Below are 17,276 nucleotides of genomic sequence, written 5' to 3' on the forward strand. Positions count from 1 at the left end.
GCGAGCTGGCATTCGTTGAGGGAATTCCGATCATCGGTCTCAGCGAAAGGAGAATAGGTTCGGTTGCGGAAACCCCGCGCGCGTTCTATCATCTACTTCAGAGGTCGATTGCCGGCGCTTCCCCATTCACCATCACAGGAGGAAGGGGGATGAAGAAATGGGTTTATCTCTTTGAAGAGGGCTATCGGGAGATCCCGGCAGAGCGCCGCCGGGATCTCCTTGGCGGCAAGGGCGCGGGGCTGGCGGAGATGGCCGGAGCGGGCCTTCCCGTTCCCCCGGGATTTACGATCACGACCGAGGCCTGCAATGCCTACTTTGCGGCGGGCAAGCAGTTCCCCGAGGGCATGTGGGAGCAGGTCCTGGAAGCGCTCCATCGGGTGGAGGAGAAAGTCGGCCGCCGCTTCGGTGATCCCCAGAATCCCCTCCTGGTCTCGGTCCGCTCGGGCGCCAAGTTCTCCATGCCCGGGATGATGGATACCGTCCTCAACGTCGGGTTGACCGATGAAACCGTCCACGGCCTGATCGCCCAGACCGGCGACGAGCGTTTCGCCTACGATGCTTACCGCCGGCTCATCCAGATGTTCGGGCGCATCGTTAAGGGCATCCCCGGCGAGAAATTCGAGCACATCCTGGATCGCTATAAGGCGAAGACGAAGGGCAAGCAGGACACGGATCTGACGGCGGATATGCTTCGGGATATCGTTGAAGACTTCAAGGCCCTTTACCGCAAGGAGCTGGAAGAGGAATTCCCTCAGGATCCCCTGGAGCAGCTTCGCCAGGCGATCCGGGCCGTGTTCGATTCCTGGTTCGGCAAGCGGGCGGTGGATTACCGCAACTTCTATAAGATCCCGCATGATCTGGGCACCGCGTGCAATGTCCAGACCATGGTCTTCGGCAACATGGGCTTCGACTCGGCCACTGGCGTGGCCTTCACCCGAAACCCGGCCACGGGGGAGAAGGAGCTCTATGGGGAGTATCTCCCCAATGCCCAGGGGGAGGATGTGGTGGCCGGTATCCGCACACCCCTCAAGATCACGAAGAAGGCCTCTCAGGAGTGGGCCCGGGAGCATGGGATCCCCGAGGAGGAGCGTCGTCTGCGGTATCCAAGCCTCGAGGAGCGGATGCCGGAAACCTACCGCCAGTTCCTGGAGGTGGCCGCCCTGCTGGAGCGCCACTACCGGGATGTCCAGGACCTGGAGTTCACCATCGAGCGCGGGCGGCTCTGGATGCTCCAGACCCGCACCGGCAAGCGCACCGCCAGGGCGGCCGTCAAGATCGCCGTGGACATGGTCCACGAGGGGCTCATCACCAAGGAAGAGGCGGTGATGCGGGTGGAGCCCGAGCAGATCAACCAGCTGCTTCTCCCGCGTTTCGATGAGAAGGCTAAGGAGCGGGCCCGCGAGAAGGGGGAGCTCTTGGCGCGGGGCCTCAATGCCTCCCCGGGCGCGGCCACTGGCCATGCGGTCTTCGATGCGGATACGGCCGAGGCCTGGGGGCGGAATGGCCGCCCGGTGATCCTGGTTCGCCCGGAGACCACGCCGGACGATGTGCACGGGATGATCGCCGCGCGTGGCATCCTCACCCAGCGCGGCGGGGCGACCTCCCACGCGGCGGTGGTGGCTCGTGGTCTGGGCAAGCCGGCGGTAGTGGGTTGCGAGGCGTTGCAGATCGATCTGGAGCGCAGGCAGTTCTCCGTCAACGGCCGGGTGATCCGGGAGGGCGATTTCATTTCCATCGACGGCTCCACCGGTGAGGTCTTCGCCGGCCAGATCCCCACCATCGATCCCAATCTGGCGGAGGAACGGGAGCTGGTGGAATTGCTCTCCTGGGCCGATGAGTTCCGCCGCCTCCAGGTCTGGGCCAACGCGGATTACCCGCGGGATGCCCGCAAGGCCCGGGAATTCGGCGCTGAGGGCATCGGCCTGGCCCGCACCGAGCACATGTTCTTCGAGACCGATCGCCTGCCCTATGTGCGCCAGATGATCCTCAACGCCCCCGAGGCTCAGCGCCTGATGGATCAGCTGCGGGCGGCGCAGCAGGCTGTCCAGACCCGGCCCGATGACCCGAAGGCTCAGAAGGCCCTTCGCGAGGCGGAGCGGGCCGTTCGGACCTCGAAAGCGGTCCGGGCCTATCGCAAGGCCCTCGATCGCCTGTTGCCGGTCCAGCGGAAGGACTTCGAAGGACTCTTCGAGGCCATGGACGGACTGCCGGTGATCATCCGGCTCATCGACCCGCCCATGCATGAGTTCCTGCCGCGCTATGAGGAGCTCCTGGCGGAGGTGGTGGAGCTGCGAACTCGCATCGAGGAGCGCCGCCGGATCAAGGGCTATCGCCCGCGCAAAGGCGAGAAGTCCCTCAAGCAGATGGAGGAGGAGCTCGCCGAGAAGGAGGCGCTCCTGCGGGCGGTCAACGCTTTGCGGGAGATGAACCCCATGCTGGGCCTGCGGGGCATCCGCCTGGGCATCCTCTATCCGGACATCATCCGCCTTCAGGTCCGGGCCATCTTCGAAGCTGCCTGCAATGTGAAGCGGCGGGGCATCACCCCGAAGCCGGAGATCATGATCCCCCTCAGCGCCGATGTGAAGGAGCTCCAGATTGTCCGGGAGATCGTGGATGAGGTGGCCCGGGATGTCATGGCGCGGGAGGGGATGGGGATCGATTACAAGTTCGGGACCATGATCGAGGTCCCGCGGGCGGCCCTGCTGGCGGGCGAGATCGCCCAGGTGGCCGAGTTCTTCTCCTTCGGCACCAATGATCTGACCCAGACCGTGTGGGCCATCAGCCGCGACGATGCCGAGGGGAAGTTCCTGTTACGTTATCTGGAGGAGAAGATCCTCCCGGAGAACCCCTTCCAGGTGCTGGATCGCAAAGGGGTGGGCCGTCTGATGCGGATGGCCGTGGAGGAGGGCCGTCGCACCCGGCCGGATCTGGAGGTGGGCATCTGCGGGGAGCACGGCGGGGATCCTTCTTCGATTGAGTTCTGCCATGAGATCGGGCTGAACTATGTCAGTGCTTCCCCATATCGTGTTCCGGTGGCGCGTCTGGCAGCTGCCCAGGCGGCCCTGAAAGAGCGGGCAGCGCGGATCGAAACCCGCTAAGGGTTTTTCCCCTTCCCTCCCCGGGTTGGGCAAGAATGGAGGCGGGGTCCCTGAAGCGCCCCGCCTCTTTTTTCTGTTCCTCGCTTTGGGCTTTCCAGAGCGCTATGGTGTGGGGAAGGCGATCCCATGCTCCCTCAGGCTGGCGTATCGACCGCGGCCGATGATCAAATGGTCCAGCACCCGGATTCCCAGCAGCTGGCCGGCGGCCACCAGATCTCGAGTCAGCGCGATGTCCTCTGGAGATGGGGTGGGATCCCCGGAAGGATGGTTGTGGGCGATGATGAGGGAAACCGCGTTGCGCCGGACGGCTTCTCGGAAGATCTCTGCGGGTCGTACCAGGGTGGTGTTAACGTTCCCCACATAGATGGTGGGGATAGCAATGACTCTTCCTCGGGTATCCAGCAGGAGAACCCGGAGGGTTTCCTGCTCCAGGTCCGCCATGTCGGCCACCAGAAGGTAGGCGTCGTGCGCGGAGCGCACCTGAGGGCGTTCCCCGGGCGTGGCGGTCGCGACCCGGCGCCCCAGCTCCAGAGCGGCCTGGATCTGGGCGGCCTTGGCCAGACCGATGCCCGGGATCCGGGCCAGCTCGGGGATGGGCGTTCGGGCCAGACCGGCCAGCCCTCCGCAAATCTGGAGTACCCGATGGGCCAGATTCAGTGCGTTCTCCCCGCGCCGGCCGGTTCGGAGCAGGATGGCGAGCAGCTCCGCGGTTGAAAGCGCCCCAGGCCCGTGCTGGATCAGGCGTTCCCGGGGTCGCTCGCTCTCTGGGAGGTCCTTCATCGTAATCCAGGGGTAGGTGGAATGGAATTCCATCCGGTTGATCCCTGGTTTGGGAAATGCAGTGGTTTCCTGTAGTTATGATAGCAGGGAGAGGCTTGTGGAGGCGGGGGGTGGATTCCCTTAGCTGGTCCAGCCGGGGGCGTTGCTCTCACATGCTGTAAAGTCCAGGCCGAGCGTTTAACTGGGGCTCTTCAGGCCGCTCCCGGTGAGCATGAGCACAACGGTGCGATCGGTCTCCCGAAGGACTTGTGTCCAGATCGTCATGGCCAGGGCGCCTGTAGGTTCCACAAACAATCCATGCCGGGCGAGGGATTCCCGGGCGATCTGGATTTCCGATTCGGGGACAGATAGGATGGCGCCTCCGGTGATCCGGGCGGCCTGTAGGATCTCCGGGCCGCGGGGGGGTGTGGCGATGCGCACGCCTTCGGCGATGGTTTCCCCCTCTTCGACAGGAGCAGGTGTTTCCAGATCTGCGGCGAAGGCCTGGGCCAGGGGTGCGCAGGCAGCGGCCTGGACGCCGTAAAGCCGGGGAAGCCGATCGATGTAGCCGGCAGCCTGGAGTGCTTCAAAACCCAGGAAAAGGCCCAGGAAGAGCATCCCGTGTCCTAGGGGGGTGATCACGGCGTCCGGGGCTCGGCCCAGTTGCTCCCAGATCTCCCATGCGGTGGCGGCCAGGCCCAGCAGGGTGAAGGGATTGTAGACATGGCTGGCGTAAGTCCCACCCTGCTCCAGGGCCCGCATCAGTGCTGCGGTGGCCTGCGCGCGGGGTCCGGGAACTTCGACCAGACGGGCGCCCATCGTGCGCATCTGGGCTTTCTTGACGGGGGAGGCATGGGCGGGCACGAAGAGGGTGGTCGGGAGGCCTGCGCGGGCGGCATAGGCGGCCAGCGAGGCGCCTGCGTTTCCCGAGGAGTCATCCATCACGTGGTGGGCTCCCATTTCCTGCAGGGCGCTCAAACCGGTGGCGGTGCCTCGATCCTTATAGGAACCCGTGGGCATGATGTAATCCAGTTTGGCCCACAATCGCGGCTCAATGGAGGACAGCGGGATGAGGGGGGTCCATCCCTCTCCCATAGTGATGGGATCCCGCTGGAAGGGCCATAGTTCCGCGTAGCGCCAGATCCCGGGCTGGCGAGGGCGGATGGCCCGGTGATCGAAGGGTAGCGGGCGGGGGGGCTCCCACGGCCCGCCGCAGGGGCAGTGCCATCGGTTGGGGTGATAGGTGGCGGTCTGACGACAGCGAGCGCACTGGACGGTCCACATGGGTGAGGCTCCCTATCCCTCCAGGATGATGTGTCGGAAGCTTTCGGCGAGGATTTCCCGGCCGTTGATTAGGTGTCGCAGTCGTTCCCGCAGCCGCTGTTCCAGGGCCATGGGGTCGCGGATCTGGCTGGCATGGCACTGGAGGGCAGCCATTTTCAGCGCGAAGACATCGGTGATGTCCACCCAGTGGTTGGCATATTCGGTGGTGGAGAGATAGACCTCCCGAACCCGATGGGGTTCCAGGCCTTCCTGGAGCAGTTCTGGGAAATACATGGGGTTTCCTGCGGCCGGGAAGATCGCGTCCAGGGTGGCCAGTCCGATCGCCCGGTGGTCGTTGTGATTGATGTAGCGGTTGCCCCGGATCAGGGTTTGCGGATCCATGGTGACCACGATGTCGGGGCGGTATCGTCGGATGACGCGTACGATATCCCGTCGCAGGTTGAGGTTGGGCTCCAGGGAGCCGTCGGTGTAGTTCAGGAAGATGACCTCGCGTACCCCTAGCACGGCGGCAGCTTGGCGCTGTTCATGTTCGCGGATAGCGGCCAGCCGTTCAGGGGTCATGGTGGGGTCATCGCTCCCTTTTTCTCCCCGTGTGGCAAGGCAGTAGATGACCTCGTGTCCCTCCCGAACCCACCGGGCGATGGTGCCGCCTGCGGCGAATTCGGGATCGTCGGGATGAGCCATCACCACCAGGATGCGCATGGGCATTCCTCCTGATCTCCGGATTTGTGGGAAGGTGCAAAGGTAAGGATATTCCCCGTTCGGTATGGTGGCTTTCTGCAGGAGGGGGGTGATTATCCTCGGATTCGAAGCACTCCTTTTGTTCGCACGGTGTAGTCGTGTGGGGATAGGAAGATCTCCAGGAAGATTTGTTCGATTTCCTCAGCGATGGCGGAAGGGTTTTCCCCGGTGAAGGTTTTGCTCGGGTTGTTTTCCCGAAGATGTGGAGGGATTTGCCATCCCATGGCGCGCAGGCGGTTTAACATGGCCGGTGAGAGGGGGCGGGCCTTGCGGCGAGGTCCCCAATCTCCGCTGCAGACCTCGCCTTTCAAACCTTCTGGTGTTCGTTCGAACTGGACGTATGCCAGAGGGCGTCCTGGGATTTCAAAGACGATGGCGCTTCCGGGTGGTGCATTCAGCAGCTCCTGAAGGTATTGAGTGAACAGCTTTAGACGTTGTTCTCGGGTCGATGCTTTCATTGCTGGGATCTGTCCCTCCGTGGGCCTTTGGGATCGTCTATTGTAGCGCAGTCCCTCTTGTGATTTGCTCGATTGTGGAAGCTCCTGGTGGAGCCTCACCGAGGCTCCAGGTGGGCGGAGACTCATCCGGGTCGAAAGGCAGGATCCTGGTCGTATGTGATGGGATGAGGGGGAGCATTGAGTTTCTGGGCGATCTGGTGGGAAATCGCTTCCAGGTCGTCCCGAGCGAAGCCTACTGTGATATGAAGGATCTGACCGTGAGGATCGATCACGAAGGTGGTTGGCACGTGTGTCAGGTGGTAGGCGATGGAGCTGGCGAAGTGATGATCCGCCAGGATGGGAAAGGATAAGCCGAGCTCCCGGGCGAGGTTTTGAAGGATGGGAGGGGGATCCTGGCCGATCCCCAGCAATCGCCATCCAGATGAGGGATAGGCGCGGTGCAGGTTCTCCAGGCGAGGCAGAATCAGGCGGCAGGTGGGGCATGATTCTTTGAAGAAAACCAGAATAGTGAGAGAGCCTTCTGGTTGTTCCAGGTAAGGCTGTCCATCCAGGGTGAGGCCAATCAGAAGAGGGGCGCGATCTCCTTGTCGTAGTGTGGTCATGGTTCCTCCTTTTTCTCACTGTTCTCTTCTTGGTGGATGAGATCAGGACCAGTTCCTTGGAAGCGGCAGTTTCTTTCCTGGGTTCATGATGTTCTTTGGATCGAAGAGGAGCTTGACGGCCCAGAATTTCTCGATTGCGATAGGTGGAAAGGCCTGTGAAACAAAATCCAACTTAAGCAGTCCGATGCCATGCTCGCCGGAGAGGACGCCTCCCAGTTCTATGGCGGCCTGGAAGATCCGGGTGGCGGCCTGGGCGACGCGGTTCATCTCGTCTGGATTCCGACGATCGCATAGCAACGTAGGGTGAAGGTTTCCGTCCCCAATGTGTCCGTAAAGCACGATCGGGACACCGGTTTCTTGGGCGATCTGCTGGATGTGACGGATCATCTGGGGGATGCGGGAGCGAGGAACTGTGATATCCTCGCTGAATTTGTGGGTCGCCAGTCGCGCGATGGCGGGGGAGACCTGACGGCGGGGCTCCCATAAGTGGGTAGCCGATTCCGCGTCTGTGGCTATGCGAACCACTCGACCACCAAAGGCCTGAACCTCCCGGGCCATCCGGGCCAGATCCCTCCGCACCGCTTCTTCCTCCCCATCTGCTGCCAGCAACAGGAGCGCCTCCGCTTCCACTGGCAACCCATAAGGGTGAAAGGCTTCCACCGCCCGCATCACCCCCTGGTCCATCAGCTCCGCCATCAACGGCAACACGCCGGAACTTAAAATCGCGACGACCGCTTCGCATGCAGATTCCAGATGATCAAAGGCCACCGCCAGCGCCCCCAGCGCCGGCGGCCGCGGCAACAGACGAACCGTCACCTCCGTGATCACCCCCAGAGTTCCCTCTGACCCAATGAACAGATGTTTGAGATCATAACCCGATACGTCCTTCATCACCCGACCCCCAAGCCGCAATACCTCCCCGCCCGGCAGGACCACTTCCATCCCCAGGACATAGTCCCGGGTCACCCCATATTTCAGGCAGCGCGGCCCGCCCGCATTGGTCGCCACGTTGCCCCCTATGGTGGACATATACAATGATGCCGGGTCTGGAGGATAGAACCACCCATGAGCCTCCACCGCTTTCTGAAGCTCATAGGTGATCACCCCAGGCTGGACCACCGCTACACCATCCACCGGATCGACCTCCAGGATCCGATTCATCCGGGCCAGATTTAAACAGATCCCCCCCACCATCGGCACCGATCCCCCAGCCAGCCCGGTCCCTCCACCCCGCGGAACCACCGGCATCTCCAGCTCATCGGCTATGCGAAGCACCTCGGCCACGTCCGCCGTGGATTCGGCATGAACCACCACGTCCGGCACCCCCTCCGCCCACGTGGCATCATACCCATAAACCAGCCGCTCCACCGGATGAATCGAAATCTGATCGGGACGCAAATGCCCCCGCAAGCGCGCCACCACCTCATCCACGGATCGATCCTTCATCTCTTCCTCCCACCACCCTGGCAAGACCGTCACCCTATGCCATATTCAGGACATCGATCAGGAAAACATACCAAGGGGACGGAAGACCTCTTCCCCACATCAATACGCATTCGGGCTGCGGAAGGTCAGGGTCTGGACCAGGGTGCGTAGAAGGATCTTGATGTCCAGCCACAGGGACCAGTTCTCCACATACCACAGGTCATACTTGGTTCGCTCTGTGATGGAAGTGTCCCCCCGCAAGCCGTTGATCTGAGCCCATCCGGTGATGCCCGCTTTCTCCCGATGGCGCTCCATATACCGGGGGATCACCCGCCGGAACTGTTCCACATAAACGGGACGCTCCGGACGAGGCCCCACCAGACTCATATCCCCCAGGAGAACGTTGATCAGCTGCGGCAGCTCGTCCAGGTTGAGCCGCCGCAGGATCGCCCCCACCCGGGTGCGCCGCGGATCGTCCGGCCGTGTCCACCCCGGCCCCTCCTTCTCCGCATCCGCTCGCATGGATCGGAACTTCAACATCAGGAAGGGCCGTCCGTCCAGCCCCATGCGCTCCTGAACATAGAAAACCGGTCCCGGGGAATCCAGCTTGATCAGGATGGCGATCAATACCATCAACGGCGAGAGCAGGATCAGCCCGATGCTGGCCCCCACGATATCCATGGCCCGCTTGAGCACCAGCTTCCAGCCCCGCTGGGCCACATCGCGCACCGTCAATAACGGCAACCCGCCCAGATCATCCAGGGAAGGCTGGGTGGCGATCAGTTGGAAGACGTCCGGGTAGATTTTGATGGAGAGATTGCTTCGCTCGCAGAGAGAGATCAGGCGCAGCACTTCGCCATGGGGGGCTTCCGGGACAGCAATGAGCACTTCATCCACATCCCGCGCGTAGACCAGATCCGGGAGATCCTCAGCGGTCCCGATGACGGGGATCCCGGCCACCTGGGTCGCGCCGTTGCTGTGCAGGGCCACCACGCCGATCACCTCATAGCCGAACCAGGGCGCTCCCTGGATGCGGCGGATCACCGCCTCGGCCGCCTCCCCCGTCCCCACAATCAGCATCCGGCTGCGATCCCAGCCCCGGGCCCGCAACGTTCCCCACAGGGCGCGCAGGAGCATCCGCCCGGCGCCGATCCACAGGATGCCCATAACCCAGGCGTAGAGAACCATCGCCCGTGGATAGTCGAAAGCAAGCAGCGTCTCTTTAAAAGCCATTGAGACGGTTGCCACTGTGAAAATCATCGCCATGGAGAACGCCCCTGCAACCCGCGAGATCTCATCCAGACGCGAGGTCGCCCGTCCCAGATGGTATAGACGGTGGAGGAAAAACATCACCGCCGTCCATCCCAGCAAGACCCCCATCATCGGGAGATATTTCTCAAACCCCCCGATGTTCTGGGGTGGATAAGGCCATGACCATTGGGCCCGGATCCGGTAAGCCGCATAGAAAGCCAGGGCGGCCCACCCCATATCGTTGAAAACCAGGAGGGTGTTTAACAGCCAGCGAGCGCGCCTCCGGTTCATTCTTCAACCTCCCGATTGCTTTCTCCCTCGCTCGCCCTGGTGCCGGGTTCAACGAGAGCATCAGGGTCGAAGCCCCCCCTGCCGGGTGATCGACCGAGGACTGCAGGACCCGCTTTAGCGGCGATCCGTAACCGGATGATCCGCGTTCTTCAAATCCCGCCGCATTTCCTGCCACAGCCGCCAGCCGCCTTTCAACACCAGTCCGGCCCGCACCAGGAAATCCAGCCAGCCTGGCGTAGCCGATCGATAATGCTTTCGATAAAAGATCCACATGGCTCGATTGAACTCGTATCGGGCCCGCGGGCTCATCCGGCTGGACGCCCGCTTGATGTGGAGGACGACGACCTCAGGATAATAGTAGATTTTCCACCCGGCCTGTTTCATGCGATACGCCCAATCCAGATCTTCCCCATACATGAAAAACGACTCATCCAGCAACCCCACCTGCATGATCGCCTCGCGGCGCACCATCATGAAGGCGCCCACCACGGAATCCACCTCATACGTCTGATCCGGATCGAGGAAGGTCAGGTTGTATCGGGCGAAACGCGGGCTCTTCGGGAACAGCCGGCTTAAACCGGAGAACCGATAGAAAGCCACCTCAGGGGTGGGAAAGCTCCGACGGCAGGCCAGGTCCATGGAGCCATCCGGCCGAACGATCTTGGGGCCCGCCGCCCCCGCCTCCGGATGGGCATCCAGAAAGCCCACCATCCGGGCCAGGGCGTCGGGTGGCACCTCGGTGTCCGGGTTGAGCAGCAGGGCGTAACGCGGTCTGGGCGCTGCGTTCGGAACCCCAAAGCCGAAGGAACGCAGGCCCAGGTTATTGGCATAGGCGTAGCCGCCGTTCACCGGGCTGCGGATCACCCGAACTTCCGGGAATTCCTGCTCCACCATATCCGGGCTGCCGTCGATCGAGGCGTTGTCCACCACACAGATCTCAAAAGTAACGCCCTGACTGGCCCGCACGGTCTGAAGGCAGCGCCGGAGCAATTCCCGCGTGTTGTAGTTGACGATCACCACTCCGACATCCAGATCGGGCATCGTTAGAAGCCTCACTGGATAGCTTGCTGGCAAGCGCCCGCTATGGCTTCCGGCAGGAGTTGCCTCTCACAAAACCCATCCCGGAGAGATGCCTTGCGGATCAGATCGAACGCCTCCTCATGATTCCGAAGCGCGGCATCCCCCCGCTCTACCGCAGCTCACCCACCACCACCAGCCGGTGGGTGTCCACGAGATAAGGATAACAGGTGATCAGGGTGACCACCGGGTCGCGGGTCGGCGCCATCACCTCGACCTGAGTGGGAAGAACGATTTGCTTCTGGACCACCACATAGCGATAAGCCTGGCCTCCAGCGTAAACCCAGATCTCATCCCCTGGCCGGAGCTTCTCCAGATCGCGGAAGATTTCCCCATAGATGTCGTTGTGGGCCGCCAGCACCATATTCCCTCGCTCGCCCGGATTGGCGGTCCCCGGATGATGACCCACCCCTTTCTTCAGCGCCTCCCAATCCGTCCCCGGGACGATGGGGGCGTCCACACCGATGGCTGGGATCACGATGCGGGTGGGGCTGCGAGGGCCGGGGGTGATGGGCGCCGGCGTGGGGAGCGCTGCCACCAGCGCCCGCAGGTGCTCCGGGATTTCCTCGGGGTTCGGGGCAGGCCCTCCCGGCGCAGTCGGCGGGCGGTGCCCGCCCGGCAGGACCACCGCCTGAATCAGGGGCGTCGGCGAGGGGGTGATCCGGGCCGCCACCGCCTCCGACTGCATCCCCCGCATGGTCTGCCAGGAAAACAGGAGCAACGCCATCGCGCCCGCCACCGCCGCGATCTCGATCGCCAGCAACAGACGGTCCCTCCATGCGGACCACGAGGGACGGGGAAGGCGAACTCGAAAGCGGGGTCGGCGTTCCTCCCATTCCACTTCGGAGTGATAGACCGGATCCGGAGGAAGCGACGAGGGCTCCGGGGCCGCCGGCGGAGGAGGAGCGGAAGACTCTACCGGCAGACGGCCCTCCTGGATCCAGCGCTTCAGGCGGACCTCCCGTCGCTTGAGCGCCAGCGCTCGCTCGAGATCCTCAATCCGCGGCTCTTTCCCCATATCGCCTCACCGGCCCGAAACAACCTTTGTGTCAGCCCTCGGGCTGTGGGAAGGGAGATGCGTATCACCTCATGCCGGGGAGTTCCCCCGGTCCAGAATCCGATCTTCCAGGCGCATATACCCCCGGATGAGATGACCCAGGGCGAACCGGATGGGTTCCGGAGGCCATGGGATCACCCGCCGGTTCACAAAGAAGAGATCCGTGAGGGCCGTCCGACGCTCCAGGATCAGATCCCGCACGATTTGACCGTTCATCGTAGTCAGGGCGACCCCATGGCCGATGCATCCCAGGGTGTAAACGGCGCGGCGATCCCCCAGGAAACCGATGGCCGGGGCCATGTCGACGGTCACCGAGACCGGCCCACCCCATCGGTATTCGATCCGCACCCCGCGCAGGGATGGGAAAACCCGGGGGATGTAGGCTTCCAGCTCCCGGAAAACCCGCTCGTTCTCATCCAGGTCCATCTGTTTACCGAAAGGAACGCCCACATCGCCCCCGCCCATTAACAACCGGTTGTCCGGCGTCAGGCGATAATAGTGAACCAGGTTGCGGGCGTCCTCGATCCCCTGTCGATTCCGCCAGCCGATGGGCTCGAGCCGATCCGCAGACAGAGGCTCCGTTAACACGATATACGTGAACGCGGGAACCTGCTTGCGCCGGAGAGGCGGGAGCAAGTGTGAGTACGCATTGGTCGCGAACACGATCTTCTCCGCATGCACAACCCCTTGAGGCGTGCGCAGCTGAAAACCGTCCGGGCGTCGCTCGATGGAGCGGACTGGGGTTCCCTCATAGATGCGAACGCCCAGGCCTTCCGCCGCCCGCTTTAAACCGCGAACGTATTTCACGGGGTTCAGGAGGGCACAGCGGGGCTCCCACCATGCGCCCCGATACAGTGGGGAATGGACCTGTTCCCGAACCGCCGCCGCGTCCAGCCACTCGATCCCGGTCAAGCCGAGGCGGTGAGCGAGCTCGACCTCCTCCTGGATCCGTCGGACGTAAGCGGGGGAAGTCGCCACCCGCAGGAACCCGGGGCGCTCATAGTCGCAGTCGATGCGGTAGCGGGCGATCAGTTCCCCCACATAATCCACCGCCTGCTCCATATAGCGATGGGCCTCCGCCGCTGCCTGACGCCCGAAGCGCAGCGCGGTCAGGGAGAGGGTGAGGCCGAAGAGCGTCATCGCGAAGCCCGCGTTCCGCCCGCTGGCCCCATAGCCCACGAACGCCTGCTCCAGCACCACCACTTTCAACCCCGGCTCCGCCTCTTTCAGATGGAGGGCGGAGGATAGCCCGGCGAAGCCCGCTCCCAGGATCGCCACATCCGCGCGTTCCTCACCCACCAGAGGGGAGTTCGGCGTGTAGGGTCCGGCCGTGAGGAGCCAGAAGCTCTCAGATCCCACGGAACATCCCTCCCTGTAAACCGTTATTCCGGCCGAACGGCAACGGCGAACACCTCCCGCTCGAAAAACCAGCGGAAGGGGATCCAGCGAAAGGCGATGTGACGCAAGACGCGAAAGATCCAGCCCTCCTGCCGGTTCTGCGGCGGGGTGGCCAGCCAGACTTTGACCCGGTGGAACCCCGCCCGGCGCAAGGTCCACCACAAGCCGAGGGGGCCCTGCTCGTTCACATGGACCGCTTCATTGATCGGGACGTTGAGGGCGCGCGGGTTCGGCGGATAGAGATGTCCCAGCCCCTGAAGGGTGCGTATGAAGCGGACCAGCGGATAAGCGTAGGCGTCATACCAGCGGTTCGGCGCGGTATGGATGACCAGCATCCCTCCCGGTTTCAAGACCCGGTAAGCCTCCCGCAGGGCGAGACGAAGCTCCCATGGGAAAAGGTGCTCCACCACATCGAACATCAGCACCCGGTCGAACACCCGGCTGGCGAAGGGGAGGAACTTGGCATCGGCCTGGGCGAGGCCGGCCGGAGCCTGCAGGTCCCCTGCTCGCCGCAGGAGATCGGCCGAGAGCCGGACAGCCGCCTCCGCGTAATCGATCCCGACAGCGTAAGCCCCCAACCGGGCGCAATGGCGAACGATCTCCCCCCGCCCGCAGCCCACATCCAGCACCCGCATGCCGGGCCGGACCTCGGCCACCGCAAAGGCCGTCTGGAGCCTCCGGGAGAGATGTTCCCCCTGCGTGCGCAGGAATTCCTCATAGCCCTCACAGGCGGAGAGGAAATAATCCTCCCCATAAAGATGCGGTGGAAGAGAGGGCCCGTGATCGAACGATGGTTTCCGAATCAACGCTGCCTTCGCTCCGGAAGGGAATCTTCAAGGGGGCCGACCGCAAAAGCCCTCCAGGGAAAGCCGGCGGCGCGGCTTCTCCTCACTCATTATAGAGCAGGGTCTGCCGGCTGACCCTGAGCGATCCGCCAGCCTGCGAAGGCCACCAGCCCCCATCCCAGCAAGTATAACCACCACTGGAACTCCGCCGGGCGCGCCCGGCCGACCGCATCCAGCCCTCCGGGGAGCGCATGCAGCGCGGGAGCCATCACCGTGTAGAGGGCGATCAGCGTCCCGAGCCCCCCCGCCCCGATCGACAGCCGGTCCAGCCGGATGGACCGCCCCTCCTCGCTCCGGCGCGCCATCCGGGCGCCCACTCCCATCATCAGCGCTGCGGCCAGCATCGGCGCCCAAACCGGCCCCCACCACGGCAGAGGGATCAGAAAGAGGAGATCCCAATCCCCCAGAGAAACCGGCCATCCGATGAACACCCGGAGCCAAGCATAATACAGGATATCCCACAGGCCCCAGGCATACAGGAAGAGGCCCCAGCGGGCCGCAGGGGTGCGACCGGCCAGCGAGCCGGCTGTGAACAGCATCACCAGGGTGGCGATCTCCCGGCCCAGCTCAATCGGGGTTAGCCAATCGGGACGAACCGGCGTATCCCGCAGCAGATCCGTGATCCCATACACCTGTCGCAAATACACGACCACCGCGCTCTCCACATAGGCCATCGCGACGGTAAACAGGCTCAGGACCAGCAGGCGTTCCCTCCATCCCGACATCGGTGCCTCCTTATAGTATGGAATAGCGCAGCTGGTCTCCCCATGGGCTTCTGGGAGCGGGGCGAGGCTCTTTCAACGCTCCGCATCGCCCCTGGAAGGATTTTCCTCATGGCCTTTGGGGTTGTGAGGAGAGGGAATAGAATCGCTCACGAATGGCGTTAACCATTCGCGTAGCGCCTCCCAGATCGTCCGCGCGCACGCTTCCCAGGAGAACCGTTTCCGGTTCGCATGGCCCCGGGCGATCCGCTCCGCGCGAAAACCTGGATCCCGGGCGAGCCGTTCCAGGGCATCGATCCACGGGTCCGGATCATCGGGAGGCAAAAGGAGAGCGCCCTCCCCCGCCACCTCCCGCAGGCTCCCGTTCGGGGTGCAAAGGACCGGAACCCCACAGGCCTGGGCTTCCAGAACCGGGAACCCGAACCCTTCATACAGGGACGGAAGCAGAAAGGCCTCCGCCTGGCTCAGCAACGCGCCCCGGCTTTCATCGTCCACGTAGCCCGTCAGGATCAGGCGGCCCGCCCACATCGGATCCCGGCGCAGGCGCTCGAAGACGGGATCGGCCCACCCGGGCTTGCCGACGATCACAACCTGGCCCTCCCACCCCGCGGCTATCCGACGGGCGATGATCCGCAGGATCAGGCCGAAGTTCTTCCGGGGATGGATCGTCCCCACCGCGATCACATACGGCCGTCGGATCCCAAAACGACGAAGGATCGGCTCCGGGTCGACGGGGATCGGCGGGGGGTCGTAACCGGGATAGGCCACCACGATTTTCTCCGGAGGGATCCGATAAAAGCGGATGAGATCCATCCTCGTCGCATGGGAATCGGCGAACACCACGCGGGCGACCGCCGCGCTCCAGCGGGTGGAAAGCTCCAGATACAGCCGCTGAAGCAACGGATGGGTCTGCGGGAAATACCGGTAGCCCAGGTCGTGGATGGTGACGGCGCTCGGCGGATGATACAGGGGGATCACGTGAGCGGGGACGAAGAGCGCCGTGGGGGGATGACGGATCATCTCCCCGGAGAGACGGAGATGGGTCCACAGGCGGGGAAAGGGGAGCACCCGATGCTCCACCCATGGACCACGCGGGAAGAGCCCCGGAGGCGGAGGATCCCGGAAATACAACCGGAGGCGCACCCCTTCCGCCTCCGCCAGGGGGATAAGGGCTCGAACGACGGCCTGGGCGTATCGCTCGACCCCGGTGGGCTGGGCCAGCGTGGTCCGGCTCGCGTCGATGCCAAGGATCCGTTCCCGGGCCATATCCCGCCCTCCGACGGAGCATCCTTCCGGTGGGGAAGACCGCCGGCGATGGCCTTCCCCACCCGAAGCATAGCATGCGTTCCGATCCCACGAACCGTCGCCCGGGTTTCATTCCAACGAGTAGAATGGAACGAGGTGTGCTGTCAAGGAGGCGCCCGGTGAAAGATGAAGGGGAAAAGCCTCTGGATGGGGCTGGCTCTGGTGGCGGGCCTGGCCACGGCCTGCTCCCGGCCTACTCCGGAGCCGGCTTTCTGGACGGCCCCGTGCCCGCACCTTCCCCCTGAAACGCCGGCGCCGACCCAGACGGGAAGCCCTGGGGACGCTCCCGGCCATCCCGACGGACACCCCGGTGGGGATCGGGGATTTCATCCCGCTGTTCTTATCGGTCGCCCGGCCCGCGTCGCTGGGGATCTACCTCTATATGACAAACGGTTTTTCCCGGGGACCGGAAGTCATCGAAGGGTGCGAGACCTGGGATCCCGATCCCGGGAAAGAGGGGGAGGCCGGCTTATGCTTCCCCCATGCGGAAGATCTGACGCACCACCTCGCCGCGGGCCAGGGCATCGAAGCCCTCGTTGATCTCCTCCAGGCGAAGGGTGCGGCTCAGCAGCCGGTCCACGGGCAGCATCCCGGCCTGATAGAGCGTGAGGAAACGGGGGAGATCCCGGCGGGGGACGGCGGAGCCCATATAGGAGCCCTTTGATGATTCGCTCCTCCCCGACGATGCTCACCGCGGGCACGCTGAACAAGCGCTCGGGATGCGGCAGGCCGATGGTGACGGTGGTGCCGCCCCGGCGGGTGGCCTGATAGGCCTGGGCCAGCACCCGCTCGTTGCCCACGCTCTCGAAGGCGTAGTGAACGCCGCCCCCAGTGAGATCGCGGATCGCGGTGACCGGATCGGTCTCCTGCGCGTTCACCCCGTGGGTCGCTCCCGCCTTCCGGGCCAGCTCCAGCTTCTCCGGCCGGATATCCACGGCGATGATGGGATGGGCGCCCGCCAGG

The 17,276-nt window shown here is 63.8% G+C and carries 15 protein-coding genes and 1 pseudogene; 1 reads left to right on the top strand and 15 read right to left on the bottom strand.

Annotated features, from left to right (window positions below):
* Positions 1–149 precede the first annotated feature (149 nt).
* Entirely contained in the window at positions 150–3,098 is a 2,949-nt protein-coding gene (gene ppdK, locus VAE54_RS06055) for a pyruvate, phosphate dikinase (protein WP_322801047.1), read from the top strand.
* A gap of 102 nt (positions 3,099–3,200) precedes the next feature.
* On the opposite strand, the gene radC is transcribed toward ppdK, so the two are convergent.
* From radC to VAE54_RS14570, 15 genes and pseudogenes are all read right to left on the bottom strand, one after another.
* Positions 3,201–3,911: a RadC family protein gene (radC, locus tag VAE54_RS06060; protein ID WP_322801048.1), complete on the bottom strand. Its 711-nt coding sequence runs from the start codon at positions 3,909–3,911 to the stop codon at positions 3,201–3,203.
* Between the two features lie 144 nt (positions 3,912–4,055).
* Positions 4,056–5,141, bottom strand: coding sequence for a pyridoxal-phosphate dependent enzyme (locus tag VAE54_RS06065; protein ID WP_322801049.1), 1,086 nt, complete (start codon positions 5,139–5,141; stop codon positions 4,056–4,058).
* A 12-nt stretch (positions 5,142–5,153) separates the two neighbouring features.
* Entirely contained in the window at positions 5,154–5,843 is a 690-nt protein-coding gene (locus VAE54_RS06070; protein ID WP_322801050.1) for a PIG-L deacetylase family protein, read from the bottom strand.
* Positions 5,844–5,935: 92 nt separating this feature from the next.
* Complete coding sequence (locus VAE54_RS06075) at positions 5,936–6,340, bottom strand: TY-Chap domain-containing protein (protein ID WP_322801051.1); 405 nt, start codon at positions 6,338–6,340, stop codon at positions 5,936–5,938.
* Positions 6,341–6,462: 122 nt separating this feature from the next.
* The gene (locus VAE54_RS06080) at positions 6,463–6,942 is read right to left on the bottom strand and encodes a TlpA disulfide reductase family protein (RefSeq protein ID WP_322801052.1); all 480 of its coding nucleotides are present in this window, start codon (positions 6,940–6,942) and stop codon (positions 6,463–6,465) included.
* Positions 6,943–6,984: 42 nt separating this feature from the next.
* Positions 6,985–8,388, bottom strand: coding sequence for an FAD-binding oxidoreductase (locus VAE54_RS06085; protein WP_322801053.1), 1,404 nt, complete (start codon positions 8,386–8,388; stop codon positions 6,985–6,987).
* Positions 8,389–8,487: 99 nt separating this feature from the next.
* A complete protein-coding gene (locus tag VAE54_RS06090; RefSeq protein ID WP_322801054.1) occupies positions 8,488–9,909 on the bottom strand; it encodes an undecaprenyl-phosphate glucose phosphotransferase in 1,422 nt (473 codons plus the stop codon).
* A 114-nt stretch (positions 9,910–10,023) separates the two neighbouring features.
* Positions 10,024–10,950 carry a glycosyltransferase family 2 protein gene (locus VAE54_RS06095; RefSeq protein ID WP_322801055.1) on the bottom strand — a complete coding sequence of 309 codons (927 nt, stop codon included), beginning with the start codon at positions 10,948–10,950 and terminating at the stop codon, positions 10,024–10,026.
* A 148-nt stretch (positions 10,951–11,098) separates the two neighbouring features.
* On the bottom strand, positions 11,099–12,004 hold the full coding sequence (locus VAE54_RS06100; RefSeq protein ID WP_322801056.1) for a sortase: 906 nt from the start codon (positions 12,002–12,004) through the stop codon (positions 11,099–11,101).
* Between the two features lie 69 nt (positions 12,005–12,073).
* Positions 12,074–13,402: an FAD-binding oxidoreductase gene (locus tag VAE54_RS06105; protein ID WP_322801057.1), complete on the bottom strand. Its 1,329-nt coding sequence runs from the start codon at positions 13,400–13,402 to the stop codon at positions 12,074–12,076.
* Positions 13,403–13,425: 23 nt separating this feature from the next.
* Positions 13,426–14,247, bottom strand: a complete 822-nt coding sequence (locus VAE54_RS06110; RefSeq protein WP_322801058.1) for a class I SAM-dependent methyltransferase — start codon at positions 14,245–14,247, stop codon at positions 13,426–13,428.
* 89 nt (positions 14,248–14,336) lie between these two features.
* Complete coding sequence (locus tag VAE54_RS06115; RefSeq protein ID WP_322801059.1) at positions 14,337–15,011, bottom strand: hypothetical protein; 675 nt, start codon at positions 15,009–15,011, stop codon at positions 14,337–14,339.
* A 72-nt stretch (positions 15,012–15,083) separates the two neighbouring features.
* Positions 15,084–16,274, bottom strand: coding sequence for a glycosyltransferase family 1 protein (locus VAE54_RS06120; RefSeq protein ID WP_322801060.1), 1,191 nt, complete (start codon positions 16,272–16,274; stop codon positions 15,084–15,086).
* Positions 16,275–16,782: 508 nt separating this feature from the next.
* Positions 16,783–16,962 (bottom strand): hypothetical protein, encoded by a 180-nt coding sequence (locus VAE54_RS06125; RefSeq protein WP_322801061.1) that lies wholly within the window; start codon positions 16,960–16,962, stop codon positions 16,783–16,785.
* Between the two features lie 52 nt (positions 16,963–17,014).
* Positions 17,015–17,248: pseudogene (locus VAE54_RS14570) on the bottom strand (zinc-binding dehydrogenase); the annotation flags it as partial.
* Positions 17,249–17,276 lie beyond the last annotated feature (28 nt).

The sequence above is a fragment of the Thermoflexus sp. genome (assembly GCF_034432235.1).
Classification (GTDB): Bacteria; Chloroflexota; Anaerolineae; order Thermoflexales; family Thermoflexaceae; genus Thermoflexus.

Bases quoted from the DNA above. Each gene is read 5' to 3' on its own strand.
- radC (WP_322801048.1), bottom strand. From the start codon at position 3,911: ATGGAATTCCATTCCACCTACCCCTGGATTACGATGAAGGACCTCCCA.
- VAE54_RS06075 (WP_322801051.1), bottom strand. From the start codon at position 6,340: ATGAAAGCATCGACCCGAGAACAACGTCTAAAGCTGTTCACTCAATAC.
- ppdK (WP_322801047.1), top strand. From the start codon at position 150: ATGAAGAAATGGGTTTATCTCTTTGAAGAGGGCTATCGGGAGATCCCG.
- VAE54_RS06125 (WP_322801061.1), bottom strand. From the start codon at position 16,962: ATGGGCTCCGCCGTCCCCCGCCGGGATCTCCCCCGTTTCCTCACGCTC.
- VAE54_RS06095 (WP_322801055.1), bottom strand. From the start codon at position 10,950: ATGCCCGATCTGGATGTCGGAGTGGTGATCGTCAACTACAACACGCGG.
- VAE54_RS06120 (WP_322801060.1), bottom strand. From the start codon at position 16,274: ATGGCCCGGGAACGGATCCTTGGCATCGACGCGAGCCGGACCACGCTG.
- VAE54_RS06080 (WP_322801052.1), bottom strand. From the start codon at position 6,942: ATGACCACACTACGACAAGGAGATCGCGCCCCTCTTCTGATTGGCCTC.
- VAE54_RS06100 (WP_322801056.1), bottom strand. From the start codon at position 12,004: ATGGGGAAAGAGCCGCGGATTGAGGATCTCGAGCGAGCGCTGGCGCTC.
- VAE54_RS06070 (WP_322801050.1), bottom strand. From the start codon at position 5,843: ATGCGCATCCTGGTGGTGATGGCTCATCCCGACGATCCCGAATTCGCC.
- VAE54_RS06065 (WP_322801049.1), bottom strand. From the start codon at position 5,141: ATGTGGACCGTCCAGTGCGCTCGCTGTCGTCAGACCGCCACCTATCAC.
- VAE54_RS06085 (WP_322801053.1), bottom strand. From the start codon at position 8,388: ATGAAGGATCGATCCGTGGATGAGGTGGTGGCGCGCTTGCGGGGGCAT.
- VAE54_RS06090 (WP_322801054.1), bottom strand. From the start codon at position 9,909: ATGAACCGGAGGCGCGCTCGCTGGCTGTTAAACACCCTCCTGGTTTTC.
- VAE54_RS06115 (WP_322801059.1), bottom strand. From the start codon at position 15,011: ATGTCGGGATGGAGGGAACGCCTGCTGGTCCTGAGCCTGTTTACCGTC.